The organism is Lysobacter sp. FW306-1B-D06B (genome assembly GCF_038446665.1).
In the GTDB taxonomy this organism is placed as follows: domain Bacteria; phylum Pseudomonadota; class Gammaproteobacteria; order Xanthomonadales; family Xanthomonadaceae; genus Lysobacter_J.
The window spans coordinates 773,186-797,071 of sequence record NZ_CP151802.1; the positions used below are offsets into that span (position 1 = coordinate 773,186).

Annotated in this window: 25 protein-coding genes; 12 read left to right on the top strand and 13 right to left on the bottom strand. The window is 68.4% G+C overall.

Translation table 11 applies throughout. The features are described 5' to 3' along the window. Positions 1-2 precede the first annotated feature (2 nt). The 4 genes from AAFF32_RS03560 to cls form a co-directional block, all read right to left on the bottom strand. The gene (locus AAFF32_RS03560) at positions 3-773 is read right to left on the bottom strand and encodes a pyridoxine 5'-phosphate synthase (protein ID WP_342316508.1); all 771 of its coding nucleotides are present in this window, start codon (positions 771-773) and stop codon (positions 3-5) included. 40 nt (positions 774-813) lie between these two features. After that, a complete protein-coding gene (locus tag AAFF32_RS03565) occupies positions 814-1,287 on the bottom strand; it encodes a hypothetical protein (protein ID WP_342316509.1) in 474 nt (157 codons plus the stop codon). Between the two features lie 130 nt (positions 1,288-1,417). Next, positions 1,418-1,684, bottom strand: a complete 267-nt coding sequence (locus AAFF32_RS03570) for a hypothetical protein (RefSeq protein ID WP_342316510.1) — start codon at positions 1,682-1,684, stop codon at positions 1,418-1,420. A gap of 113 nt (positions 1,685-1,797) precedes the next feature. After that, a complete protein-coding gene (cls, locus tag AAFF32_RS03575) occupies positions 1,798-3,234 on the bottom strand; it encodes a cardiolipin synthase (RefSeq protein ID WP_342316511.1) in 1,437 nt (478 codons plus the stop codon). Positions 3,235-3,346: 112 nt separating this feature from the next. Here cls and AAFF32_RS03580 point away from each other — a divergent pair, with 112 nt between their 5' ends. From AAFF32_RS03580 to AAFF32_RS03590, 3 genes are all read left to right on the top strand, one after another. Continuing rightward, positions 3,347-4,435, top strand: coding sequence for a PA0069 family radical SAM protein (locus tag AAFF32_RS03580; protein ID WP_342316512.1), 1,089 nt, complete (start codon positions 3,347-3,349; stop codon positions 4,433-4,435). A 160-nt stretch (positions 4,436-4,595) separates the two neighbouring features. After that, positions 4,596-5,732, top strand: coding sequence for an ATP-binding protein (locus AAFF32_RS03585; RefSeq protein WP_216964903.1), 1,137 nt, complete (start codon positions 4,596-4,598; stop codon positions 5,730-5,732). After that, positions 5,732-6,166, top strand: a complete 435-nt coding sequence (locus tag AAFF32_RS03590) for a response regulator (protein ID WP_206861921.1) — start codon at positions 5,732-5,734, stop codon at positions 6,164-6,166. Before AAFF32_RS03585 ends, AAFF32_RS03590 begins: the two co-directional genes overlap by 1 nt. 42 nt (positions 6,167-6,208) lie before the next feature. Here AAFF32_RS03590 and AAFF32_RS03595 read toward each other — a convergent pair whose 3' ends face one another. The 5 genes from AAFF32_RS03595 to AAFF32_RS03615 form a co-directional block, all read right to left on the bottom strand. Further along, positions 6,209-6,931, bottom strand: a complete 723-nt coding sequence (locus AAFF32_RS03595) for a 2OG-Fe(II) oxygenase (protein WP_342316513.1) — start codon at positions 6,929-6,931, stop codon at positions 6,209-6,211. A 75-nt stretch (positions 6,932-7,006) separates the two neighbouring features. Beyond that, on the bottom strand, positions 7,007-8,416 hold the full coding sequence (locus AAFF32_RS03600) for a sigma-54 dependent transcriptional regulator (protein ID WP_216964899.1): 1,410 nt from the start codon (positions 8,414-8,416) through the stop codon (positions 7,007-7,009). A 220-nt stretch (positions 8,417-8,636) separates the two neighbouring features. Next, positions 8,637-9,677 (bottom strand): class 1 fructose-bisphosphatase, encoded by a 1,041-nt coding sequence (locus AAFF32_RS03605; protein WP_216964897.1) that lies wholly within the window; start codon positions 9,675-9,677, stop codon positions 8,637-8,639. A gap of 43 nt (positions 9,678-9,720) precedes the next feature. Beyond that, complete coding sequence (locus AAFF32_RS03610; protein ID WP_342316514.1) at positions 9,721-10,779, bottom strand: MBL fold metallo-hydrolase; 1,059 nt, start codon at positions 10,777-10,779, stop codon at positions 9,721-9,723. Positions 10,780-10,786: 7 nt separating this feature from the next. Beyond that, positions 10,787-11,257 (bottom strand): hypothetical protein, encoded by a 471-nt coding sequence (locus AAFF32_RS03615; protein ID WP_342316515.1) that lies wholly within the window; start codon positions 11,255-11,257, stop codon positions 10,787-10,789. A gap of 167 nt (positions 11,258-11,424) precedes the next feature. On the opposite strand from AAFF32_RS03615, the gene AAFF32_RS03620 reads away from it, so the two are divergent. From AAFF32_RS03620 to AAFF32_RS03635, 4 genes are all read left to right on the top strand, one after another. After that, positions 11,425-12,093, top strand: coding sequence for a response regulator transcription factor (locus AAFF32_RS03620; RefSeq protein WP_216964890.1), 669 nt, complete (start codon positions 11,425-11,427; stop codon positions 12,091-12,093). After that, positions 12,090-13,439, top strand: a complete 1,350-nt coding sequence (locus AAFF32_RS03625) for an ATP-binding protein (protein WP_342316516.1) — start codon at positions 12,090-12,092, stop codon at positions 13,437-13,439. Before AAFF32_RS03620 ends, AAFF32_RS03625 begins: the two co-directional genes overlap by 4 nt. Before the next feature lie 50 nt (positions 13,440-13,489). Then, a complete protein-coding gene (locus tag AAFF32_RS03630) occupies positions 13,490-14,929 on the top strand; it encodes an NIPSNAP family protein (protein WP_342316517.1) in 1,440 nt (479 codons plus the stop codon). Positions 14,930-14,993: 64 nt separating this feature from the next. After that, positions 14,994-15,674 (top strand): YafY family protein, encoded by a 681-nt coding sequence (locus tag AAFF32_RS03635; RefSeq protein ID WP_216964878.1) that lies wholly within the window; start codon positions 14,994-14,996, stop codon positions 15,672-15,674. Positions 15,675-15,969: 295 nt separating this feature from the next. On the opposite strand, the gene AAFF32_RS03640 is transcribed toward AAFF32_RS03635, so the two are convergent. After that, positions 15,970-17,481: an acetyl-CoA hydrolase/transferase family protein gene (locus tag AAFF32_RS03640; RefSeq protein ID WP_216964876.1), complete on the bottom strand. Its 1,512-nt coding sequence runs from the start codon at positions 17,479-17,481 to the stop codon at positions 15,970-15,972. Positions 17,482-17,627: 146 nt separating this feature from the next. Here AAFF32_RS03640 and crcB point away from each other — a divergent pair, with 146 nt between their 5' ends. Continuing rightward, positions 17,628-18,008: a fluoride efflux transporter CrcB gene (gene crcB, locus AAFF32_RS03645; protein ID WP_216964874.1), complete on the top strand. Its 381-nt coding sequence runs from the start codon at positions 17,628-17,630 to the stop codon at positions 18,006-18,008. A 13-nt stretch (positions 18,009-18,021) separates the two neighbouring features. On the opposite strand, the gene AAFF32_RS03650 is transcribed toward crcB, so the two are convergent. Next, positions 18,022-18,654 (bottom strand): response regulator transcription factor, encoded by a 633-nt coding sequence (locus tag AAFF32_RS03650; RefSeq protein ID WP_216964872.1) that lies wholly within the window; start codon positions 18,652-18,654, stop codon positions 18,022-18,024. Next, positions 18,651-19,757 (bottom strand): histidine kinase, encoded by a 1,107-nt coding sequence (locus tag AAFF32_RS03655; RefSeq protein WP_216964870.1) that lies wholly within the window; start codon positions 19,755-19,757, stop codon positions 18,651-18,653. The genes AAFF32_RS03650 and AAFF32_RS03655 overlap by 4 nt, the downstream gene beginning before the upstream one ends. A 161-nt stretch (positions 19,758-19,918) precedes the next feature. Between AAFF32_RS03655 and AAFF32_RS03660 the strand changes: the two genes are divergently transcribed. From AAFF32_RS03660 to AAFF32_RS03670, 3 genes are all read left to right on the top strand, one after another. Then, positions 19,919-20,497, top strand: coding sequence for a hypothetical protein (locus AAFF32_RS03660; protein WP_342316518.1), 579 nt, complete (start codon positions 19,919-19,921; stop codon positions 20,495-20,497). Continuing rightward, positions 20,494-20,637, top strand: coding sequence for a hypothetical protein (locus AAFF32_RS03665; protein ID WP_342316519.1), 144 nt, complete (start codon positions 20,494-20,496; stop codon positions 20,635-20,637). Before AAFF32_RS03660 ends, AAFF32_RS03665 begins: the two co-directional genes overlap by 4 nt. Before the next feature lie 133 nt (positions 20,638-20,770). After that, a complete protein-coding gene (locus tag AAFF32_RS03670; protein WP_216964866.1) occupies positions 20,771-22,183 on the top strand; it encodes an FAD/NAD(P)-binding protein in 1,413 nt (470 codons plus the stop codon). A 208-nt stretch (positions 22,184-22,391) separates the two neighbouring features. Here the strand turns inward: AAFF32_RS03670 and phhA are convergent, their stop codons facing one another. Beyond that, a complete protein-coding gene (gene phhA, locus AAFF32_RS03675) occupies positions 22,392-23,285 on the bottom strand; it encodes a phenylalanine 4-monooxygenase (RefSeq protein ID WP_342316520.1) in 894 nt (297 codons plus the stop codon). A 122-nt stretch (positions 23,286-23,407) separates the two neighbouring features. On the opposite strand from phhA, the gene AAFF32_RS03680 reads away from it, so the two are divergent. Beyond that, positions 23,408-23,884: an Lrp/AsnC family transcriptional regulator gene (locus AAFF32_RS03680; RefSeq protein WP_216964862.1), complete on the top strand. Its 477-nt coding sequence runs from the start codon at positions 23,408-23,410 to the stop codon at positions 23,882-23,884. The last annotated feature ends 2 nt before the right edge of the window (positions 23,885-23,886 follow it).

The following is a 23,886-nucleotide window of genomic DNA, read 5'->3' on the forward strand; positions in this document are numbered from 1 at the left end:
CCTCAGCGGCGGGCGTCTTCCAGAATGTCCAGATATCCGCGGATCGTGGTGGCGAAGCCCTCATACAGCGCTTCGCCGACGAGGGCGTGGCCGATCGACACTTCGAGCACTCCAGGCACGGCGCGCAGGAACGCGCCCAGGTTCTCCTGGCTCAGGTCGTGCCCGGCGTTGACGCCCAGCCCCGCTCCCTGCGCGCGCTTCGCCGCCTCGGCGAACTGCGTGGCCATCGCCTCGCCCTGGCCGAGCGCGAACGCCTCCGCCCAGGGCCCGGTGTACAACTCCACGCGATCGGCGCCGACTTCCGCCGCCCCGGCGATACCTTCGCGCCCCGCCTTTGTGTGCGCATCGGCGAACAGGCTGACGCGACACCCGATCGCCTTGAGTGCCTCCACATGCGGACGCAGCGCCTGCGCATCGCGGACGAAATCGAAACCGTGGTCCGATGTCAGCTGCGCGTCACCGTCGGGTACCAGCGTCGCCTGCGCGGGACGCACCGCTTCGCACAAGGCGAAAAATCCCGGATAGCCTGCGCGCGGTGGCGCGAATGGATTGCCCTCCAGGTTGAACTCCACGCCACGCTCGCGCGTGAGCTCGGCCAACGCATACACGTCGTCCGCGCGAATATGTCGGGCATCCGGGCGCGGATGCACGGTGATCCCGTGCGCACCCGCGTCCAGGCAGGCGCGCGCGGCGCGCACCACGTCGGGCTCATTGCCGCCGCGCGAATTGCGCAGCACCGCGATCTTGTTGACGTTGACGCTCAGTACGGTCATCGGACGAGGCCCTTGGCGGGCATCGCCCAGCACGATCGGATCAGTGGCACGGTTCGGAATTCTTCTGATAGATGACGGGCTCCCAGTAGGACCCGTCGGTGATGCTGTTGCGCTTGGCTTCGATCAGGTGCGCGGCCAGAAGATAGGTGGTGTTGGGCGCTACGTCGACCACCAGGTCTTTGTACGGATCGGCGCGCATGTCGCGCTGGCGCAGCTGCACGTCGTTGAACTGATCGGAATTGATGAGTTCGGCGACCTGCAATGTGTGCTTGCCGGGCGCGAGCCGGAACGTCTTCGCCCCGGTCGGACCGGCGAGCTTGCCGTCGATGTTCATCACCCTGGCGCGATAAAGATCCTGGCTGCGCGGCGCCACGTCGAAGATGCTGACGCGGCCGCAACTCGAGGCCGTACCCGGAGCGGCATCGGCGGTCGCGGGCGCAGTGGCCTGGTCGGATGCGGCGCATGCGCCGGCGACGAAGAACAGCGGAGCAAGCACGCAGCCGAACGCTTTCATGGCGATCTCCTGGAAGCCGGCGCGGCCGGTGCGCCGACAGGCGGCAGGAAACGCGACTACAGCCCGGGCGTGGCCGGGCTTCCGGCGGGCCGATACTAGCGCAGCGCCCGTGAGCGCACGGGCGGCGAAATCAGGGGGCCGGCGAGGTCGGCGGCGGGGTGCCCGCGGCCGCGCGGCGGGCCTCGGCCTGCTCACGCAGGCGACGCAGTTCGGCCGGATCGAGGATCAGGGACGAATCGCGGCTCTGGCTGTCCACGCGTGAGGCAAGCAGCTTCAGGACCCAGGCCAGGAAGAACCCCAGCGACGCCAGCAGGCACACCGCCAGCACGGCCACCGACGTCGTCTTGAACGCGATCGCCAGCGCGACCAGGGCCAGCAGCAGATACAGCCAGTGCATGGGATGCTCCGTATGTGAGTGCGACAGCGGCCGCAGTGTAGCGCGCGTCCGAACGGGTGGAAGTCCGGTCGCCGGGTGCCGGCGACCGCCCGTCTGCCGAAGCGCTGCGTGCATCACAGCAGCGGTGAGACCAGCCGCGCGAGCCCCTCGGGCACGCGCGTGCGCCACAGCGGTTGCGCCCGGTCCGCGCGCACCCGTGGCGCCAGATTGCATTCGCCCTGGATCAACTGGGCGAGCTCCCCGGCCACCCCCTTGTCGCGGAACAACACCGAGATTTCGAAGTTCAGCCGAAAGCTGCGGTGATCAAAATTCGCACTGCCTATGATCGCCAGCTCGTCGTCGCACAGCAGCGCTTTGCTGTGCAGCATGCGGGGCCCGTACTCGTGCACTTTCACCCCGGCTTCGAGCAACTCGTCGAAATACGAACGCGCCGCGAGCGTGACCAGCCGGCTGTCGCACACCTTGGGCACGAGCAGGCGCACATCCAGCCCGCCCAGCGCGGCGGAGGTCAGCGCCATTCGTGCCGCCTCGCCGGGAACGAAATACGGCGTCACCAGCCATACGCGCCGCTGAGCGGAGTGGATCGCGGCCACGTGCACGCGATGGATCGCCTCCCACGACGAATCCGGTCCGGACACCACCACCTGTGCCGAAATCGAGCCACGCCGCGGCGGCGGATGTTGCAGGCGCAGCGGCGGCTGCCCGGTCGCGTACGCCCAGTCTTCGACGAACACCAGTTGGAGCTCGCGCACCACGTCGCCTTCCAGGCGCAGGTGGAGATCGCGGTAGGCGTCCTTGCGCAGGCGCTCGTCTTCCGCATCGGTGATGTTGATGCCGCCGGTAAAGCCGATCTCGCCGTCGATCACCACGATCTTCCGATGCGTGCGCAGGTTGAGCCACGGCCGCTTCCAGATCCATTGCAACTTCATCGGATGGAACCACGCGACCTCCGCTCCCGCCTCCACCAGCGGCTTGAGGAACTTGCGCTTGGTCTTGCCCGAGCCCACGGCATCGAGCAGCAGGCGCACCTGCACGCCGGCCCGCGCGCGTTCGACCAGCGCATCGCGCAATGCCGTGCCGGTGCGGTCGGGCAGGTAGATGTAGTACTCCAGGTGGATGTGATCGCGCGCCTGCGCGATCGCTTCCAGGAGCGCGGCGTACTTGGATGCGCCGTCCACGAGCAGATCCGCGCGCGTGGCGGTGATCGGCGGCAGGCCGGTGGTGGACTGGGCCAGACGCGCCAGCTCGATGGCATCGGGCGTGGGCACCAGCCCTTCCGGCGGTGGCGGCAGGCTCGCGCGGGCGCGCACGCGGCGCAGACGCTGACGGCGGATCCGCTGCGGGCCGAAGAAGAAATAGATGACGAAGCCGATGTACGGCAGGGCCGCCAGGCTGATCAACCAGCTCAGCGTCGCCACCGGTTCGCGCTTCTGCAGCACGATCCACAGGCCCAGCCACACCAAGTAGGCCAGGTACCCAAGCGTGAGGTACAGGCCCAGATAGGGAACCGAGGTGAAGGCGCTCCATGCGCTGCTCAGGATGTCCTGCATGCCGGGCGAATCTCCTCGTTCAGCAAGGCGCGCCGGACACCGGCGCCGCGTCGTCGTTTCGCGCCCCTGCCCGTCTCACGGGCTGCGACGCAGCGCGCGTAGGCTACGGCCGATGGATGACGCCCGCAAAGCCCAGGCCCCGATCAAAGGTCGCGGTGCCGCGTCGTACGTGGACGGCCGCTACGCGGTGACGGTCGCGCGCGGCGAGGACGACGGCTGGGGCTCGGTCTACGAAGACCTGTCCGACGCGCCCAGTCCGCAGACCCGCGTCACCGAGGAACGGGCGCGCAGCATCATCAGCCGCAACGACTCGCCCGACATCGGCCACAGCGCATCGATCAACCCGTATCGCGGCTGCGAGCACGGTTGCGTCTACTGCTTCGCCCGGCCCTCGCACGCCTACCTGGACCTGTCGCCGGGCCTGGATTTCGAAACCCGCCTGTTCGCCAAGACCAACGCCGCCGAGCGCCTGCAGGCCGAGCTCGCGCGGCCGTCTTACCAGTGCGTACCGCTCGCGCTGGGCATCAACACCGATTCCTACCAGCCCATCGAACGCCGCTACCGCGTCACGCGCTCGGTGCTCGAAGTGCTGGACGCCTGCTCGCACCCCTTCGGCCTGATCACCAAGAACGCCGGCGTCGTGCGCGACGTCGACCTCATCGCACCCATGGCCCGGTGCGGCCTGGCCAGCGTCGCCTTCTCGGTCACCTCGCTGGACAACCGTCTCTCCGCGCGAATGGAGCCGCGCGCGTCCGCCCCGCACGCGCGCCTGAAGGCGATGAAGACGCTCGCCGACGCCGGCGTGCCCGTGGGCGTGATGGTCGCGCCGGTGATTCCGATGATCAACGACAGCGAGATCGAGCACATCCTCGAGGCCTGCCGCGATCACGGCGCGACCTCCGCCGGCTACGTGCTGCTGCGACTGCCGCACGAACTCAAGCAGGTGTGGCGCGAATGGCTGCAACTGCACTATCCCGACCGCGCCGATCATGTGATGAGCCTGATCCAGCAGATGCGCGGCGGCAAGGATTACGACAGCACCTTCGGCACGCGCATGCGCGGCGAAGGGCCGTTCGCGCAACTCATCGCGCAGCGTTTCCGCAAGGCGCACAAGCGGCTGGGCTTTGGCCCGCCTGCGCCGCTGGACACCCGCCAGTTCGTTCCGCCGCGCAAACCGTCGCCGCAGGGCGAATTATTCTGAGCGACACGGCCGCCGAGACTGTGGGCATTCCAACGACACGCGTTGCAGTGCGGCCCGGACGCGCAATGCGGCGCCACGGCCGCGCCGGCACGTGCACCACACCGTCACGACAGCCTTGGCTACACTAGCTGCGCGACAAACGGCGTGAGTCACACTCTCGATGAGCCACACCCCCCGTCAGGACACGGGCGTCGACCGCTTCCGTCTCGCGATGGATGCCTCCGGCGTCGGCATGGCGATCGTCGATCTGCACGGCCGCTGGCTTGAAGTGAACCCCGCTTTCGAGCGCATGTTCGGCTACAGCGCGCACGATGTAATCGGCACGCCCGCGTCCTCGCTGACCCATCCCGACGACGTCGCCATGAGCCGCCATTTTCTGCGCGGCCTGGTGGACGGCAGCATCCCGGTGCTCGATGCCCAGAAGCGTTACGTGCGTCGCGATGGCGAGACCATCTGGGCGCAGGTCAATGTCTCGGTGATGCGCGACGAACACGCGCAGCCGCTGTTCCTGCTCGTGCAGTTGCGCGACATCAGCGCGCAGCATGCGGCGGAACTGGCGTTGAAGTCCCGCGCGGACGCCGAGTACGCCGGGCGCTACGCCGCCAATCATCAGCTGCAGCTGTTCGCCGATGCCGTGGCGCACGACCTGCGCGCGCCGCTGCGTTCGATCGAGAGCTTCTCGGCCTTGCTGGCCGATCGCGCCGGTGAACGTCTGGACGAGACCGATCGCGATTACCTTACCCGCATACGCGCCGCGGCCTCGCGCATGAGCGGGCTGCTGAGCGCGCTGAACGAGTTGTCCTACGTCACGCGCACCGAACTCAAGGCCGCCGATGTGGACCTGAGCCTGCTGGCGGACTGGGTCGGCGCCGAACTCCAGGACGCCGAACCGCGCCGCCGCGCCGAGATCCAGGTGCAGCCGAGCCTGCACGCCTGGGGCGACGAACGCCTGCTCAAGCTGCTGCTCACCCAGCTGATGGACAACGCGTGGAAGTTCTCGCGCGAGCGTGAACCCATCCGCATCCGCGTCTCCGGTCGTGACGACGGCGACATGCTGCATGTCGAGATTCGTGACGAGGGCATCGGTTTCGACATGCGCTACGCGCACAAGCTGTTCGAGCCTTTCCAGCGACTGCACGGACCGGACCAGGGGGGAGGTCACGGTCTGGGGCTGGCGATCGTCCGACGCATCGCCGAGCGCCATGGCGGCAGCGTTCGCGCCGATTCGCGACCCGAGTCCGGCGCCACGTTCACCCTCGAATTGCCAGCCCGAGCGGTGGCGGAGGAGAACGCCTGATGCACAAGGAAATCCTGCTGGTCGAGGACAACCCGGACGATGTCGAGCTCACTCGCATCGCCTTCGACGAGGCCAAGATCGCCAACCGCCTCGTCGTGGTGAACGATGGCGCCGAAGCGCTCGACTACCTGTTCGCGCGCGGCAAGTACGCCGACCGGGATCCGGATGATCTGCCGTCGATCATGCTGCTGGACCTCAACCTGCCCAAGGTCGACGGCCGCGAAGTGCTGCAGGCCGTGCGAGCCAACGAGGCCACGCGCACGCTGCCGGTCGTCGTGCTCACCACCAGCGCGGAGCCGTTCGACGTGGAAGCCAGCTATGCGCTGGGCGTGAACAGCTACATCCAGAAGCCGGTGGATTTCGAGCAGTTCGTGTGGGCCGTCAAGCAGGTGGGCCTGTACTGGCTGGTGCTGAACCATCCGCGGCATGTGTGAGGGCGGAGTGCCTGCACAGGCGAGGTGAAGTCGGGGTCCCGCCTACCCCGCTCCGTACAACTTCTCCGCCCGCTGGAACAGGATCCAGCTCGTCGCGATGAACTTGTCCCCGCCGCTGGGCCGATTGCCGCGATGCGTATGCGTGAACGCCGCCGGCGCGATCAGCAGGCTGCCGGTACGCGGGGCAATCTTCCGGCGCTGATACAGGAACTCCGTTTCGCCGGCCTGGAAGCCATCGTTGAGATACATCGTCCACAGCAGGTGGCGATGCAGCGTTTCGCCCGCCGCATCGCGCGGGTACAGCTCGCAATGCCAGTACGGATATCCGCCACGATCGGCCGTGTAACGCTGCAGGTTGATCGCGCCCGGTCGCAGCACCGTCTGCACCACCGGCGCGAGCGCGGTGTCGTCCATCGCGATCAGCCGCTCGGCCGTCAGGCGGTGACGCGCTTCGCCTTCGCCCGGCACTTCCAGCATCACCGGCGCGATGAGCGTGTGCGGATAGCGGCGCAGGTACGACAACAGTCCCTTGAACACCACGCGGTGCAGCAACTCCACGTCTTCGCGCCAGTCATCACGGCCGGTGATGGTGAGGTCGCGGCTGTCCTTCAGTTCCGGCAGTACGCCGCTGCCGATGCGGCCCGGCACCGCGTCGCCGCTGGCGCTGAAGCGTTCCACCAGTCGTGCGCACTGCGCCCGGTCGAGCGCATCGTCGTAGACCTCGATGAAGTCCGCCGCGGCGGCGTCAGCGTCCTGGCTGTGCATGCGCAAGGGTCGTCTGGAGGGGCGATGCGGCATCCTCGCATGCCCGCAGCGGCGCGCAAACGCGCCAGGGTCGCACTATGCGACGTGGATCGTCCCCGGCGCCTCGGGTTCGTGCGCACGCAGGCCGTGGCGCTGCATGAGGCGGTACAGCGTCACGCGCGACACGCCCAGCTCGCGCGCCACGTCCACCAGGCGCCCGCGATTGCGATGCAGTGAGCGCTCGATCGCCGCGCGCGTGGCCGCGTCGCGCACTTCATCCAGTGTCGGCGGTGGCGTCGTGAGCGAACTTTCGATGTGCAGATCGGCCGCCGTGATGAGGCGCCCTTCCGCCATCACCACCGCCTGGCGCACGCGGTTGATCAGCTCGCGCACGTTGCCCGGCCAGGTGTGGCTGTGCAGCGCCTGCCGCGCGCAGGGCGCGAAGCCCTTGAGCGTGCGGTGGCCTTCCTGCGAATAGCGCTGCAGCGAATACTCGGCCAGGCGGTCGATGTCGCTGCCGCGATCGCGAAGCGGCGGCTGCTGCAGGCGCAGCACGCACAGGCGGTGATACAGGTCGGCGCGGAAGCGGCCTTCGGCGACCGCGCGGTCCAGGTCGTGGTGAGTCGCCGAGATGACGCGCACATCGACCGGAATCTGCTCGTGTCCGCCGAGACGCTCGATGCTCCCCTGCTGCAGGAAGCGCAACAGTGACGCCTGGCTTTCCAGCGGAAGATCGCCGATCTCGTCCAGGAAGAGCGTGCCGCTGTTGGCCATCTCGATGCGGCCCAGCTTGCGCTGCTGCGCGCCGGTGAAGGCGCCGCGCTCGTAACCGAACAGTTCGGACTGGATCAGGCTGTGGGGAATCGCGCCGCAGTTGATCGCGACGAACGGATGCGCGTGGCGGCGCGAATGCCGGTGCACCGCCATCGCCGCCAGTTCCTTGCCCGTGCCGGTCTCGCCGGCGATGAACACCGGCGCTTCCGTCAACGCCGCCTTGCGCAGCGTGCGGCACAAGGTACGCATCGCCGGGCTCTCGCCGATCATGCCGTCGAAGCCGGCCTCGCTCGTCGCGTCGCCGCGCTCGCAGGCGAGGCTGGCCATGCCGTGTGCGTGGCCGATGACCGTGTTGAGCACGGACTCGGGGCAGGGCAGCGTGAGGTAGTCGTAGCAGTAGTCGCGGATGAGATCGCGAACGGGCCCATCGTCGAGCTGGCGTGCGTCGATGCCCGCCACCCAACCGACATTGCCGGCCGACAACGCCACGCCGAACTCGGCCAGGTCCTGCTGCGTGAAGCCTTCACGCAGGTCGAGCAGCGCCGCATGCGGCTTGCGCGCATCGCTGTGCAGGATGCGCAGCACGGTGCGCGCATCGGGCGCGCGCCGGAGGTTCCACCCCATCTGCTGCAGGCCACCCAGCGCCAGCACGCGTCCGGCACCGCCACGGGTCACGTAGATCAGTTCGCGGCCGTCGGACTGCGCCGCTTCGGATTCCTGCATTCCGTCCATCGGCATGTCATACCTGGCGTATCCGAGGCAACCGATGCTGCCACTGCGGGAAGTTACGCAGTGTATTCAACGGGCCGTCCGACGATGAGCGGTCAAGAACGACGCGTTGTGATTCTGAATCCGTGTGTGGGCACGTGACATGAAACGCGCCAATGCGATTCACGTTCGTGAGTGGCGCCGCCTTGGCGGGCGCCACTCAATCAAACGCAGTGCGATGCCGTCATGCGGACGCGTCGTGCTCGGCGTGATAACGCACCGCGGCTTCGACTTCGAGCTTCGAGCCCAGGAACACCGGCACGCGCTGGTGCAATCCGGTCGGCTGCACTTCCAGCATGCGCTGGCGACCCGTGCTCGCCGCGCCACCGGCTTGTTCGACCAGCAGCGACATCGGGTTGGCCTCGTACATCAGGCGCAACTTGCCGCCCTTGGCCGCGCACTTGCTGTCCAGCGGATAGCTGAAGATGCCGCCGCGGGTGAGGATGCGGTGCACGTCGGCGACCATCGAGGCCACCCAGCGCATGTTGAAGTCCTTGCCGCGCGGGCCTTCCTTGCCGGCGAGCAGGTCGCCGACGTAGCGCTGCATCGGCGCTTCCCAGAAACGCTGGTTCGACATGTTCACGGCGAACTCCTTCGTCTCCTCCGGAATCCGCATGCCGCGCGTGGTCATCACGAAGCTGCCGATCTCGCGGTCCAGCGTGAAGGCGTGCGTGCCGTTGCCGACGGTGAGCACCAGCATCGTGCTCGGCCCGTAGGTGCAGTAGCCCGCGGCAACCTGCGCCGTGCCGGGCTGCAGGAAATCCTCATCCTGCGCCTGGGCCACGCCATCGGGCGCGCGCAGCACGGAGAAGATGGTGCCGACGGAAATGTTCACGTCGATGTTGGAGCTGCCGTCCAGGGGATCGAACAGCAGCAGGTAATTGCCGCGCGGATAGACGTCGGGAATCGGCTGCGAGGTGTCCATCTCCTCCGACGCCAGGCCGGCAAGGTGGCCGCCCCAGGCGTTGGCTTCCAGCAGGATCTCGTTGGACAACACGTCGAGCTTCTTCTGCGCTTCGCCCTGGACGTTGATGGACGCCTCACCGGCGCTGCCCGCATCGCCCAGCACGCCGCCGAGCGCGCCCTTGCCCACGGCGATGGAGATGGTCTTGCACGCGCGCGCCACCACTTCGATCAGCAAGCGCAGGTCGGCGTTGATGCGGCCGGCACGCTGCTCTTCGATGAGATAGCGGGTGAGGGAAATCGACTGCGGGGTGTTCGTCATGGGCGGTGCCGCGATGGAAACGGACCGCCATTGTCGCCGATGACTACGGCGAGGGCAGCCACCACGCGCGTTCCGCAGGCGGATTGCGGATGTCCACCGCTTCACCGAAGCCCGGCGTTGTGACCGCGACACCGTGTTGCGCAGCACTCGCGCTGACCCGTGTAAACGGTTCCTGCCAGCCGTGCAGTGCCAGATCGAAGGTGCCGTTGTGCACCGGCAGCAGTCGGCGCCCGCGCAGGTCCAGGTGCGCCTGTACGGTTTCCTCCGGCTGCATGTGCACGCCGCTCCACATCGCGTCGTAGGCGCCGCATTCCACCAGCGTGAGGTCGAACGGGCCGAACCGGTCGCCGATCGTACGGAAGCCATCGAAATAGCCGCTGTCGCCGCTGAAGAACACGCGCAACCCATCGGCCTCGATCACCCATGACGCCCACAGCGTCGGATTCTTCGCCAACAGGCCGCGTCCGGAGAAATGCTGCGCGGGCGTAGCGACCAGGCGCACGCCGGCGATGCGCGTCTCCTGCCACCAGTCCAGCTGCTGCACCTTGGCCGGGTCCACGCCCCATTCCACCAGCAGATCGCCCACGCCCAGCGGCGCGATGAAATGCCGGGTCTTCTCCGCCAGGGCCAGCACGGCCGCTCGGTCCAGGTGGTCGTAATGGTCGTGGGAAAGAATCACGCCTTCGATCGGCGGCAGCTGGTCCATCGCGATCGGCGGCGCGTGGAAGCGCTTCGGCCCGGCCCATTGCACGGGCGATGCGCGCTCGGAAAACACCGGATCGGTGAGCCAGAAACCGCCGGACAACTTCAACAGCATCGTCGAATGGCCCAAGCGGAACAGCGTTCCGTCCGGCGCGGCCAGCAGTTGCGCACGCGTGAGCGGCTTCACCGGCGGCGGCGCTTCGGGTCGCGCGTCATCGGGCTTGTCGAACAGGAAGCGCCACAGCATGCGCGGCATCTGCCCGAGCCCCGCCTGTTTCGGCGCGACGGGATTGCGGAAACCGCCGTCACGGAACTGTGGCGAGGCGGCATAGGGCGACGTGGTGGAGCAGGAAGCAAGCAGTCCGGTGGTCATCAGTGCAACCAGCAATAGGCGCGGCATGGCGCGATCAGAGGAGGCAGAGCACATGGCGCTGGCCATCGCGCCGTGCGTCGGGAGTGTCGAAACGTGCGGCATCGTCATGCGGCCCGTACCAGTGCAGCTGCACGCAGCCGAGCCGACGCGCCATCGCACGCACTTCGTCGTACAATGCCGATTCGGCGGCGTCCGCCCATTCTTCGCTGGCGTGCAGCGAATCCAGCTGCAGGCAGTACCCGCGTGCGCGCAGGGAGAAGCCGACCGTCGCGACCGCATGCCCCACCGCTGCGTCGCCCGCGAAGGCGAGCCACGCCCAGGCGCGCACTGGCGCCTCGAACAGCGCCTCGTTGAACTCCAGCAGGTCCGTCCACGCCGCATCGTCGTGGTTCGATGCGCGCGCCAGGCGCAGCAGTGTATGCGAGTCCTCGGGGCGAACCGGTCGCACCGACACGGGCGAAACGGCCGGCGCGGGCATGCGGAACAGCAGGGATGTGGCGGTCATGGGTCACCGGGGGAGCGAAAAGCGACCGCCGCGCGATCTCCGGGATGTGGCCTCCCGGTACGATGCGGAGCGCGGCGCATGGGAGGCACAGCCTGCGCGCCGTCCTTTAAGAACTTTTTAAACGCGACCGGCGACACTGGCCACCTGCACGAGACGACTGGACCGCGATGAACCTGCTCCTGGTGGAAGACGACACGATGCTGGCCGAGGCGCTGTGCGCCGGCTTGCGCGCGCACGGCTTCCGTGTCGACACCGCCGGCGACGCCGCGCTCGCGCGCACGGCGCTGGTCGAACACGACTTCGACGCCGTCCTGCTCGACCTGGGTCTGCCTGGCAGTTCCGGCCTGACCGTGCTCACGTATCTGCGCGGCCGCTACGACGCGACGCCGGTGATCATCCTCACCGCGCGCGACAAGCTCAGCGACCGCATCGCCGGCCTCGACGCCGGTGCCGACGACTACATCGTCAAACCCTTCCAGCCCGACGAGCTCTTCGCGCGCCTGCGCGCGGTGATGCGTCGCACGCAGGGGCGCGTCTCGCCCGTGCTGAGCTTCAACGGCGTGGTGCTCGATCCCGCGCGCCGCGAAGTCACGCGCGACGGCACACAGGTCGCGCTGAGCGCGCACGAGTTCCGCACCCTGCTGCTGCTGATGGAGCGCCAGGGCCGCGTGGTCACGCGCGAACAACTGGAGGAAGCGGTGTACGGCAGCTCCGGCACGATCGAGAGCAACACCATCGCCGTCTACGTGCACCAGTTGCGACGCAAGCTCGGCGAGCAGCTGATCGTCACCGTGCACGGCCAGGGCTATCGCATCAACGGAGGAGCGTCGTCGTGAAGGCGCGTTCGCTGCGGTGGCGGCTGACGTGGGTGTCGGTGAAATGCGTGCTGGTGGCCTGGCTGATCTGGCTCGGCTGCCAGGCGTGGCAGCTTTCGCGCGCGCACTACGGCTTCTGGGACGAGTCGCAACGCGAGGTGGCCTCGCAGATCCTGGAGTCGATGCCCGACGGCCTGAAACTGCTGCCCGCCCGCGAGCGCCCCGCGCTGCCGGCCGGCCAGCGCGACCACAAGATGAGCTGGCAGGTGTGGGTGAAGGGCAACAACGTGGTGTATTCCATCGCCGCGCCCGACGAACCGCTCAAGCCCGATTTTCGCGATGGCTTCGCGCGACGCACTATTTCCGGCCAGGTCTGGCACGTCTACAGCCTCACCGATCCACGCCGTGGCCTCACTGTGCAGGTGGGACGTTCCAAGGAGATGATCGCCAACGAAGTGGCGCGCTGGATCGGCCTGAGCCTGCTCGCGGCGGGCCTGATCTTCGTGCTCTTCGTGCTGACGGTGTGGGTGGTGATCGGCCGCTCGCTGCGGCCGGTCGCGGCGTTGCGCGAGGCATTGCGCGCGCGCCAGCCGCTGGATCTCACGCCGCTGCAGGCGCCGGGACTTCCCACCGAATTCAGCCCGCTGGTCGACGCGTTCAACGACCAGCTCACGCGCGTGGACCAGGCGGTGCAGAACGAACGCCGCTTCATCGCCGATGCCGCGCATGAACTGCGCACGCCGCTGGCCGTGCTGAGCGCGCACGCCGACCTCGCCCGCCGTGCCGCGACGGAAGAAGAACGCAACACCGCGCTGCGCCGCCTGAGCGCCGGCGTATCGCGCGCGGCGCGCTTGTCGGAACAGCTGCTCGACCTGGCGCGCATCGACGCGGCCGTCGCCTCGCCCACGCTCGCGCCGCTGGACCTGGCGCCGCTGCTGGTGCTGGTCGTGCGCGATTTCGAAACGCTTGCGCGCGAGCGCCACCAGCGCATCGGCCTGCGCACCGAGGACGGCCGCATCCGTGGCGATGTCGACCAGCTCGGCATCCTGATCCGCAACCTCGTCGACAACGCCGTGCGCTACGCCGGTGAAGGCGGGCGCATCGAAGTGATGTGCCGCCGCGACGTGCGCGATGGCGTTGGCGGCATCGCGCTGTGCGTGGCCGACGACGGCCCGGGGGTTCCCGCGGCGGAGCGCGAGAGCATCTTCCATCGCTTCTATCGGGCCAATGGCGGAGCAGAGCGCGGCAGCGGCATCGGCCTGTCGCTGGTGGCGCGCATCGCCCGCACCCATCACGCGACGATCCATGTCGACGACGGCCTGGACGGCAAGGGCCTGGCGGTCACGGTGTTCTTCCCGGCGGTCTGAGTGCGCCTGCTGACAGGACCCTGTCAGCAGCGCCCGTCCATTCTGCGGTCGTGCGATTGCGCACGACTGTAACGGAGCCCGCCATGGGCAACGCCTTCGACGCCGTTCTCGAGCCCGCGTGGCGCCGCCAGCGCCGGCTGTTCCTGCAACTGGCCACGATGGCGCAGACCGCGTGGCTGCTGCCGTTCCGCGCGGCGGCGCGCGCCGTTGCAACCACCGGGGACACCAGCACCATGATCACCGCCACCGGCCAGGACGGCCGGCACGACTTCGACTTCCTCCACGGCCGCTGGCACATCCGCAACGAGCGCCTGACGCAGCGCCTCGCCGGTTCCGGGGACTGGGAGATCTTCCACGCCACGCAGCTGTGCCAGCCGTTGCTCGGCGGCATGGGCAATGTCGACGACTTCGTCAGCGACTGGACGCGCCCCGGCAGCGACGAGCGCTTCATCGGCATGACGCTGCGCTTGTTCAGTCCCGACTCGAAGCAGTGGTCGATCTACTGGGCCGGAAACCACGACGGCGTTCTCGACGCGCCGATGACGGGCGCCTTCGATACCACGCCGCAAGGCACGCGCGTGGGCACGTTCTTTGGTTCCGACGAGCACGAAGGTCGCCCGGTGCGCGTTCGCTTCCGCTGGAGCCAGGCGAGCGCGAATACCGCGCACTGGCAGCAGGCGTTTTCCATCGACGAGGGCGCCACATGGGAGACGAACTGGCACATGTGGTTCCGTCGCACCGACGACGACGGCCGCCTGCTGCACGAGGACGGCGTGATCGAACTGCGCCAGTACGCGATGCAGCCCGCGCGCCGCGACGAGCTGATCGAACTGTTCGAGCGTGAATTCATCGAACCGCAGGAAGCGGTGGGCATGCACGTCATCGGGCAGTTCCGCGACCTCGACGCGCAGGACCGCTTCGTCTGGCTGCGCGGCTTCGCCGACATGCCGGTGCGGGCCGAGGCGCTGGAGGGCTTCTATTCCGGTCCAACCTGGAAGCGCCATCGTGAAGCAGCCAATGCCACCATCGTCGACAGCGACGACGTGCTGCTGCTGCGACCGGCGCGGCGCGATTCCGGCTTCGCGCCGAATCCATCGCCGCGCCCCGCGCTTGGCGACGCCCGCACGGACGATGGTCTGATCGAAGCGGGCATCTGCCTGCTCGATGCACCGGCCGATGCCGGCTTCCTCGCGCGCTTCGAAGAGCAGCTCGCTCCGCGTCTGCGCTCCGCCGGTGCGGAGCTGATCGGTGTGTATGTCACCGAAGAGAGCGCTAACACCTATCCGCGACTGCCGGTGCGCGAAGGCGAACAGGCGCTGGTGTGGTTCGCGCGCTTCGCCGACGCGGACGCGCACCATCGCTACGAAGCCGCGCTGCTGGTCGATGGCGAATGGCGAAGCGGCGTCGCGCAATCGCTGCTGCACGGCTTGAAGCAGCCGCCGCAACGGCTGCGCCTGACGCCGACGCAGCGTTCGGAGCTGCGTGCGTGATCGCCGTCGCGTCCTGCGTCGTCGTGCCGATTGAGTGCGGCGCGTCGGCGCGCGATCATGGCGCATGCGCCGCGCCGACCGCCTCTTCCTGTTGATCCATGCCCTGCGTGGACGCCGTTCCGCTCTCACCGCACAGCGACTGGCCGAGGAGCTCGGCGTGTCGTTGCGAACGGTGTACCGCGACGTCGCCGACCTGCAGCGCTCCGGTGTTCCCATCGAAGGCGAAGCGGGCGTGGGCTATCTGCTGCGTAAAGGCTCGGACATCCCGCCGCTGATGTTCACGCCCGACGAGCTCGAAGCCCTGGTGGTCGGCACGCGCTTCGTGCGTGCCTTCGGCGGCAAGCGGCTGGGGCGCGAGGCCGCGGCGGCGTTGCTGAAGATCGAAGCAGTGTTGCCGCCGGAGCTGCGCGAACGCAGTTCGCGCACGCGTATCTTCGCGCCGGAAGTGGACCGGCTCGAGAACAGCGGACTGATCGACGACCTGCACGCGGCGGTGACCGGCGCGCTGGTGCTGCGCATGAGCTATCGCGACAACGATGCGCGCCCGACGGAGCGCGAGATCGAACCGCTGTGCCTGGCCTTCTGGGGCGGCAGCTGGACGCTGGGCGCGTGGTGCCGGCTGCGCGCCGACTTCCGCAATTTCCGCCCCGATCGCATCGTCAGCTATTCGCCGACGGGGGAGACGTTCGTCGAGACGCGGGAGCGGGGGTTGGCGGCGTACTTGAAGGCGGTGAGTGGGTCGTGATTCGACTCGACGCGTGCGGGTGACTTACGCATGCAACCCGCGGGCACTCCTTCTCCGGTGACTACCGCACCGTCATTCCCGCGAAGGCGGGGCTCTTGGGCCGCCGTATGGCGGCACTCTCCAGCGGCTTTCCACGCTTCCCCGTGGCCTGTGAGCAGCGGAGCGAAATGGATTCCAGCTTTCGCTGGAATGACGTGATGGGTCGGAGAGCGTGACAGCCTGGATCCCGGCCTTCGCCGGGATGACGGTACTTGAGCGGATGACGCTATTGGCAGGGACGACGCACTGACACGCACTACACCCGCATCGACCCCGTCTCCACGAACCGCTCATGCCACGACAGCGCTTCGCCCAGCAGGTGCGGCGTGTGCTTGCCGAAGCTCTCGCGTCGGGCGCGGTCGAAGTAGTCCTGCAGCATCGGCCGATAGTCCGGATGCGCGCACGAGTCGATGACGCGCTGCGCACGCTGCTTCGGCGACAGGCCGCGCAGGTCGGCGACGCCTTGTTCGGTGACGATCACCATCACGTCGTGCTCGGTGTGGTCGACGTGGCTGGCCATCGGCACGATCGAGGAAATCGCGCCGTTCTTCGCCGTGCTCGGAGACATGAACACCGACAGGTATGCGTTGCGCGCGAAGTCGCCGCTGCCGCCGATGCCGTTCATGATCTTCGTGCCGGCAACGTGCGTGGAGTTGACGTTGCCGTACAGGTCGACCTCGATCATGCCGTTCATCGCGATGCAGCCCAGGCGGCGCACGAGTTCGGGGTGGTTGGAGATCTCCTGCGTGCGCAGCACGATGCGCTCGCGATAGAAGTCGACGTGATCGAGGAATTCGTCGATCGCCGCCGGGCTGAGCGAGAACGACGTCGCCGAGGCCACGCGCACCACGCCGCGCTTGAGCAGGTCGAGCATGCCGTCCTGGATCACCTCGGTGAAGGCGGTGAGGTCGCGGTAACCCGCCTCGCCCAGTCCGGCCAGCACCGCGTTGGTGATGTTGCCCACGCCCGATTGCAACGGCAGCAGCTGCGGCGACAGGCGGCCGCGGCGCACTTCGTGGGCGAGGAAGTCGAGCAGGTGCGCGGCGATCTGGCGCGAGGTCGCATCCGGCGGCGTGAACGGCGAATTGCGATCCGGCGCGTCGGTCTCGACCACGGCGATGACCTTCGACGGATCGCAGCGCAGCCACGGCTCGCCGATGCGGTCGTCCGGGTGCAGCAGCGGGATCGGCTTGCGGTTCGGCGGCAGCGCGGTGCCGTAGTAGACGTCGTGCATGCCTTCCAGTGCGGCCGGCTGCCAGCGGTTCACTTCGAGGATGACCTTGTCGGCCTGCTCCAGCCAGGTCTTGTTGTTGCCCACCGACGAGGACGGCACGAGGTGTCCGTCGTCGGTGATCGCGGTGACCTCCACCACGGCCACGTCCACCGCACCGAAGAACCCGAACCAGGTGTGCTGCGCGACATGGCTCAGATGCATGTCGATGTAGTGAAGATCGCCGGCGTTGATGCGCTCGCGCAGGCTGGGGTCGGACTGGTAGGGCAGGCGCAGCTCGATGCCCTCGGCACGGGCGAGAACGCCGTCGAGCTCCGGCGCGGTCGAGGCGCCGGTCAGCACCTTCACGCGGAAGGCCTCGCCGCGTGCGTGGGCGTCCTCGATGTGGGCCGCGAGGGCCTGCGGCACGGCCTTGGGATAACCGGCGCCGGTGAAGCCGCTCATCGCCACGGTCATGCCGGGCTGGATCAGGGCGGCGGCGTGCTCGGCGGACATGCGCTTTTCGCGCAGGCCGGCGTGGCGGATGCGGTCGTTCATGGGGGCGTACACGTGCGGGGGAAGCCGCAGTCTAGTCCCGCGTCCGTGCAGGCGGCTTGCCGTGTGCGAGGCGGATCGCTTGCCGTGACTGGCCGAGGTGGCGGCGGCACGCGTACGCTCGCACCTGCGCACTGAAGGAGGTTCCGATGCTCTACTCGCTGGTCGCCATCGCCGTCGGAGCCGCGTTCGGCGCGTGGGCACGCTGGGGCCTGAGCCTGTGGCTGAATCCGCTGCACCACGCGGTGCCGATGGGCACGTTGGCGGCGAACCTCGTTGGCGGTTACCTCATCGGGCTGGCGGTCGCGGGCTTCGCCCAGATGCCGCAGCTGGCGCCGGAATGGCGGTTGTTCGTCATCACGGGGCTGCTGGGCGGACTGACCACGTTCTCCACGTTCTCCGCCGAAACGGTGGATCTGCTGCAGCGTCAGGACTACGCCTGGGCGTTCGGCGTGATCGCGCTGCACCTGCTGGGGTCGCTGGCGATGACGGGGCTGGGGCTGTGGACGGTGAAAGTCGTGGCGAGCTGAAGCCGCGCGGCTTTCAGATCACACGCAGCGTGATCGCCTTGAGCACCGCGCGCGTACGATCGCGCGTGCCGAGCTTCTCCAGGATCACCGACACATAGTTCTTCACCGTTCCTTCGGCGAGGAACATCGCGCGCGCGATCTCCTTGTTCGAATAGCCGCCGGCCAGCAGGCGCAGGATCGCCACTTCGCGCTCGGTGAAGGTCTCGCGCGGCGCTTCCTGCTGGTGGTACTGGTAGCGAGCGCGCACCGGGTCGGTGCTGACCGGTTGCAGCAGCGTCTCGCCGGCGGCCACGCGGGCGATCGCGTCGCGCAGGTCTTCCGGTGCGGCGTCCTTGAGCAGGAAACCCTGCGCACCGGCCTGCGTCGCCTGCAGCAGCAGCTCGCTTTCGTCGAACGTGGTGAGCAGCAGCACGGGCGTGCTGTCGCCACGCGCGCGCAGGCGGCGCAGGGCTTCGATGCCATCCAGCCCGGCCATGCGGATGTCGCTGAGGACGACGTCGACGTGCGTGTGTTCCAACTGTTCCAGCAGCTGCGCGCCGTCGGCGGCCTCGAAGACGACCGTGATGCCCTGGCGCTCCAGCAAGGCGCGCAGGCCGGCGCGGACGATGGCCTGGTCGTCGGCCAGCGCGATGCGCGGCGCCGTCATGCGGGCAGGCTCGCGTCGATGCGCAACGCACCGTGTTCGGAGCGGCTCAGCGCCAGCTCGCCGCCGGCGGCCGTCACGCGTTCGCGCATCCCCGACAGCCCGTTGCCCTCGCGGATCGCGCCGCGCAGCTGGCCGTTGTCTTCCACGCGGATGCGCAGGCGTCCATCGCCCGCACCGATGGACACGTCCACCACGTCGGCATCGCCGTGGCGCGCGCTGTTGGTCAGCGCTTCCTGCACCAGGCGCAGGACGGCCTCGGCGGTGGCCGGATCGGTGACGCGCACTGCATCGTCGATGCGCAGGCGCAACGACGGTCTCGGCATCGGCGCAGCGAGTGCGCGCAGTGCCGTGCCCAGGTCCAGGCCCTGGTCGTGGCGCATCGCCTGGACGATGCCGCGGATGTCGCTGAGCAACTCACTGGAGAGCTGTTGCGCCAGCGCGATCTCCTGCCGTCCGGCGAACGCCGGATCGGCGGCCAGCGCGCGCAGGTTGAGGGTCATCGCGGTGAGCTTGTGGCCAGCGACATCGTGCAGTTCGCGCGCCACGCGCAGGCGTTCGTTGTCGCGGGCGCTGTCGGCGAGGAGGGCGCGCGTGGCGAGCAGGTCGGCGTTGACCAGGGCCAGGCGGTCGCGCGCCAACTCGGCACTGCGCGCGTAGTGCGTGGTCAATGCGGCGAACGACTGGAAGCCGATATACAACGACAGCTGCAACAGCGGCGCGGCATGGCCGCCCCTCTCCAGCGCGAAGTACAGGCCCGCGTTGAGCGCGAGCGCCAACGCGACCACCACGCGCGGCCGATACTCCATCGCCAACTCGGCGATCAGCACCACCAGCAGCACCGGCGCGATGCCCAGGCGCGGCGCCAGCGCGATCAGCGTGTAGGCGATCGCCGCCTGCAACGCGTACAGGAGCGCGCGCGCCACCGGCCGACGCGGCAGCCAGTCCAGCGCGAGGATGCTCAGCATGGTGAGGCCGAGCAGCACCCACGCCAGCGTCATCCGCGCGCCCTGGAGTTCGTACTGCATGCCATAGCCCACCGCCAGCAGCGTGGCGGCGGCGGCGAAATTGAGCGGTTGCAGGGCCTGGCGGGCGCGTTCGTTCATGCCGCCATGCTGCGGCCGCTGCTGCGCCACCGCAATGCCGCCGATGCAGGAAGTGACTTCCGGCAGGTCGGCGGGATGACGGCGGGCACTGCGATGCGTCGCGGCCGGCGCGCATCGTGTCGTCAACGTCCGCACAGGACGCAGCGACAGGAATCGCCGTCATGACCGCGTACAAGCTGCTGGTTGCCGTGCATGTGCTGGTGGGCGTCATCGCCCTGATCACCTTCTGGACCGCCGGCCTGCTGCGCAAGGGCACGCCGGCGCACCGCGGCGCGGGCCGTGTCTATCTGCTGGCCATGGTCGGCATCATCCTGACCGCCGCGCCGATGGCGATTGCGCGCTGGATGGACGGGCACGTCGTCGTCACCTCCGCGTTCCTTGGGTATCTGGTCGTCATCACTTCGACCGGCGTGTGGGTGTCGTGGCGCGCGATACGCGACAAGGCGTCCGCGGCGCGCTTTATGGGGCCGGTCTATGTCTCGCTCGCCGTGTTGTCGCTGCTGTCCGGCGCGGGCGTGCTCGTGCTGGGCCTGAAGGTGGGCGCGGCATTGCTGATCGGTTTCTCGGCGGTAGGCCTGTTCACCGGCGCGGACATGCTGCGCCGCCGGCTGCGCCACGCCACGCTCGGCACGACGCCGCGCTGGTGGATGAGCGAGCACTACACCGCGATGATCGGCAACGCATCGCCACGCACATCGCCTTCCTCGGCATCGGCCTGCCGCGCCTGCTGCCGTCGGTGAACGGCACCGCGCTCCACTACGCCGCGTGGTTCGGTCCGCTGGCGCTGGCGATCGTCGCCAAGGTGCTGCTCGACCGCCGCTGGAAGCCGCGTGCCACCCGCGCGCCGGGGCCGGCAACGGCGCGCGCGCAGGGCGCGTGAAGGACAGATTCCGATCGGTTATGAAGCACTGACGAAGCGTTGCGTGAAACACGCGGCCGCATAACCCACCGTTTACTTCCGCCGTCCGGCGATCGCCTACCAATAGGCGCACGACGACCCCGGGAGAAACGACATGCGGATCAGCATCATCGGCGCGGGCTTCAGCGGATGCGCGCTGGCCACCGAACTGGCCCGCGCCGCACCCGCCGGCGTGGACATCCAGTTGGTCGGGGTGTCCGACAGCTTCGGCCGAGGCGTGGCCTACGGCGAGGCGCGACCGGAGCATCTGCTCAACGTGCGCGCACGCGATCTGGGTGCGACGGCGGATCATCCCGGCGAGTTCGCCGACTGGCTCAATCTGACCGAGCGTGCACGCACCAGCTTCCTGCCGCGCCTGGTCTATGGCGAGTACCTGCATTCGCGCCTGCAGGCGGCGGCGCAGCTGTCGCTGGCCGGCTTCAATCGAATCCCGCAGGAAGCCATCGCGATCGATCGCGCAGGCAGCGCGTTCCGCGTGCATCTGGCGGACGGTTCGGATTTCCTCAGCGATCGCGTCGTGCTCACCGTCGGCGCGCTGCCGCCGCAGCCGCTGGCGGGCATCGGGCCGCGCCTGGCGGTGCATCCCAGCTACGTCGCCTGGCCGTGGCAGAACGGGCTGGACGGCATTGGCGCGATCGACCACATCGCGCCCAACCAGCGCGTGCTCATCATCGGCACGGGACTGACGATGGCCGACGTGGTCGCCACGCTGCACCGGCGCGGCCATCGCGGGCCGATCACCGCGCTGTCGCGTCATGGTCTTCTGCCGCAGTCGCACACGGACGAACCGGCGGCGCCGATCGCATTGCCGCCCACCGTGCTGCACGCGATCAACACGCACGATCTGCCGGAACTGGTGCGCGCCCTGCGCGCGCTGACGCCGATCGTCCCCGACTGGCGCAGCCTGATCGATGCATTGCGTCCGTACCTGCAGGGCTTCTGGCGCGGCCTGGCCACGCCGGAGCGTGCGCGTTTCCTGCGTCACCTGCGCTCGCATTGGGAGGTGTTGCGTCACCGCCTTGCACCAACGCTCGCGCACGAGCTGGAGGAGCTGCGCACGCGCGGTCGCCTGCGCGTGCGCGCGGGCCGGCTGTTGCGTGCGCGGCGTACCAGCGACGCGGTCGAAGTGCTGATCCGCGAGCGCGGCTTCTCGCACGCCAGCCGCGAAGAGTTCGATGTGGTGATCCGCGCCACCGGCTTCGACACCGATGTAGACCGCACGAGTCATCCGTTGATCGCGCAGCTTCGCGACTCCGGGCTGATCACCGCCGATCCGCTGGGGCTGGGCATCGAAGCCTCACCGCGCTTCGAAGCATTGGACGGGAGTGGGCTGCCCGTGCGCGGGCTCTATGCGCTCGGCCCGCTGCTGCGAGCGCAGTTGTGGGAAATCACGGCCGTGCCGGAGCTGCGCGTGGCCGCGCGCGCGCTGGCCAAACAGCTGCTGCAACAGGAGCGTCGTGCGAGCGTGGAGATCCAGCGTGGGATGGAGGCGCTGGCGCGGCCGTGAGGTGCCATCGTTCGCTGGGACGACCTTTGAGAGATGCGCTGGAGTGCCCATGCTGTCATTCCCGCGAAGGCGGGGCTTTTGGGCTGCCGAACGGCCGCACCATCCACGGCGAACTACCTCAAGCTTTCCGTCGAGCGTGGTTCGCCTGGAAGTTGGATCCCCGCCTTCGCGGGGATGACGGCTTCGACCCTACGGAACGCCAGCGCCCTCAGACATCCCCATCCGTCGCCCAGCCCTCGCCCGTGCCGCGGTTGAACACGGTGTCGGTGGCGAGCACGGTGCCGGCGGGGATGGATTCCTGCTGCCCCAGTCGCTCGTAGATCGGCGTGAAGTCCGGTCGCGTCGCGTCCATCAACTGCTCGTAGGTGTCGATGACGAAGTAGGTCTTCTGGAAGGTGTCGATGCGGTAACGCGTGCGCATGATGCGCTCCAGGTCGAACCCGATGCGGTTCGGCGCGGCGCTCTCCAGGCAGTGGATGGATTCGCCCTTCGACGACACGATGCCGCTGCCGTAGATGCGCAGGCCGTCGTCCTGTTTGATCAGGCCGAACTCGACCGTGTACCAGTACAGGCGCGTCAGATTGACCAGTGCTTCCGGGCCGATGCCGTGTGCCTTCACGCCGCCGCGGCCGTAGGCCTGCATGTAGTCGGCGAAGACGGGATTCATCAGCAGCGGCACGTGGCCGAACAGGTCGTGGAACAGGTCCGGCTCGGCCAGGTAATCCAGCTGCTCGGGCTTGCGGATCCACCACGTCACCGGGAAACGGCGGTTGGCGAGATGATCGAAGAACGTGAGCTCCGGCAGCAGGCCCTCGACGCCGACCAGCTCCCAGCCCGTTGCCTTGCGCAGCAGGCGGTTGAGGTCTTCGTACTTGGGGATGCGGTCGGGCGTCATGCCCATCGCTTCCTGGGTGCGCAGGAATTCGTCGCTGGCGCGGCCCACCAGGATCTCGCGCTGGCGCTTGAACAGCGTGCTCCACACCTCGTGATCGGTGGCGCTGTAAGAGGACCACGGCTGCTCGACGACCGCCGTCGTGTACACCGGAACGTAGCCCTTGTCGGTGAGCTGGTGTTCCACGCGCGAGGGGGTTCCGAGGTTCATGCGGCGCTCCTGTGTCGAAATTCGACTTTACCGGCCTCGCCGCGCAATGGGCTTGCGTTGTTGCGCGCATGATGGGCTTAGGCGCAAGATCATTGCGTCGAATAACGAACTGACGCAATCCGATGCCCGCCGTCGACCTCGATCGCACCGACCTGCTCGTCCTCGCCGAACTCCAGCGCCAGGGCCGCCTGACCAACGCCGAACTGGCCGAACGCGTGCACCTGTCCGCCTCCGCCTGCTTGCGACGAGTGCAGCGGCTGGAGCGGGAGGGGGTGATCTCGGGCTATCGGGCCGAAGTGGATCCCGAGCGCCTGGGCCTCGGGCTCCAGGCCTTCGTCCGCGTGCAGCTTTCACGGCACGATGCCGACGCGATCGCCGCTTTTCGCGACTTCGTGAACCAGTGGGACGAGGTCGTCGCCTGCCATGCCCTGACCGGCGACATGGACTACCTGCTGCAGATCGTCGTGCAGGACCTGGAGCATTTTTCGCGGTTCCTGCTCGACCGCCTGCTCAACCAGGCCGGCGTGGCGGACGTGAATTCCAGTTTTGTGCTGAGGACCGTGAAGGCCCTGAGCGGCGTGCCGTTGCCCGCGCGCTGAGG

Bases quoted from the DNA above. Each gene is read 5' to 3' on its own strand.
- AAFF32_RS03560 (WP_342316508.1), bottom strand. From the start codon at position 773: ATGACCGTACTGAGCGTCAACGTCAACAAGATCGCGGTGCTGCGCAAT.
- AAFF32_RS03565 (WP_342316509.1), bottom strand. From the start codon at position 1,287: ATGAAAGCGTTCGGCTGCGTGCTTGCTCCGCTGTTCTTCGTCGCCGGC.
- AAFF32_RS03570 (WP_342316510.1), bottom strand. From the start codon at position 1,684: ATGCACTGGCTGTATCTGCTGCTGGCCCTGGTCGCGCTGGCGATCGCG.
- cls (WP_342316511.1), bottom strand. From the start codon at position 3,234: ATGCAGGACATCCTGAGCAGCGCATGGAGCGCCTTCACCTCGGTTCCC.
- AAFF32_RS03580 (WP_342316512.1), top strand. From the start codon at position 3,347: ATGGATGACGCCCGCAAAGCCCAGGCCCCGATCAAAGGTCGCGGTGCC.
- AAFF32_RS03585 (WP_216964903.1), top strand. From the start codon at position 4,596: ATGAGCCACACCCCCCGTCAGGACACGGGCGTCGACCGCTTCCGTCTC.
- AAFF32_RS03590 (WP_206861921.1), top strand. From the start codon at position 5,732: ATGCACAAGGAAATCCTGCTGGTCGAGGACAACCCGGACGATGTCGAG.
- AAFF32_RS03595 (WP_342316513.1), bottom strand. From the start codon at position 6,931: ATGCACAGCCAGGACGCTGACGCCGCCGCGGCGGACTTCATCGAGGTC.
- AAFF32_RS03600 (WP_216964899.1), bottom strand. From the start codon at position 8,416: ATGGACGGAATGCAGGAATCCGAAGCGGCGCAGTCCGACGGCCGCGAA.
- AAFF32_RS03605 (WP_216964897.1), bottom strand. From the start codon at position 9,677: ATGACGAACACCCCGCAGTCGATTTCCCTCACCCGCTATCTCATCGAA.
- AAFF32_RS03610 (WP_342316514.1), bottom strand. From the start codon at position 10,779: ATGCCGCGCCTATTGCTGGTTGCACTGATGACCACCGGACTGCTTGCT.
- AAFF32_RS03615 (WP_342316515.1), bottom strand. From the start codon at position 11,257: ATGACCGCCACATCCCTGCTGTTCCGCATGCCCGCGCCGGCCGTTTCG.
- AAFF32_RS03620 (WP_216964890.1), top strand. From the start codon at position 11,425: ATGAACCTGCTCCTGGTGGAAGACGACACGATGCTGGCCGAGGCGCTG.
- AAFF32_RS03635 (WP_216964878.1), top strand. From the start codon at position 14,994: ATGCGCCGCGCCGACCGCCTCTTCCTGTTGATCCATGCCCTGCGTGGA.
- AAFF32_RS03640 (WP_216964876.1), bottom strand. From the start codon at position 17,481: ATGAACGACCGCATCCGCCACGCCGGCCTGCGCGAAAAGCGCATGTCC.
- crcB (WP_216964874.1), top strand. From the start codon at position 17,628: ATGCTCTACTCGCTGGTCGCCATCGCCGTCGGAGCCGCGTTCGGCGCG.
- AAFF32_RS03650 (WP_216964872.1), bottom strand. From the start codon at position 18,654: ATGACGGCGCCGCGCATCGCGCTGGCCGACGACCAGGCCATCGTCCGC.
- AAFF32_RS03655 (WP_216964870.1), bottom strand. From the start codon at position 19,757: ATGAACGAACGCGCCCGCCAGGCCCTGCAACCGCTCAATTTCGCCGCC.
- AAFF32_RS03660 (WP_342316518.1), top strand. From the start codon at position 19,919: ATGACCGCGTACAAGCTGCTGGTTGCCGTGCATGTGCTGGTGGGCGTC.
- AAFF32_RS03670 (WP_216964866.1), top strand. From the start codon at position 20,771: ATGCGGATCAGCATCATCGGCGCGGGCTTCAGCGGATGCGCGCTGGCC.
- phhA (WP_342316520.1), bottom strand. From the start codon at position 23,285: ATGAACCTCGGAACCCCCTCGCGCGTGGAACACCAGCTCACCGACAAG.
- AAFF32_RS03680 (WP_216964862.1), top strand. From the start codon at position 23,408: ATGCCCGCCGTCGACCTCGATCGCACCGACCTGCTCGTCCTCGCCGAA.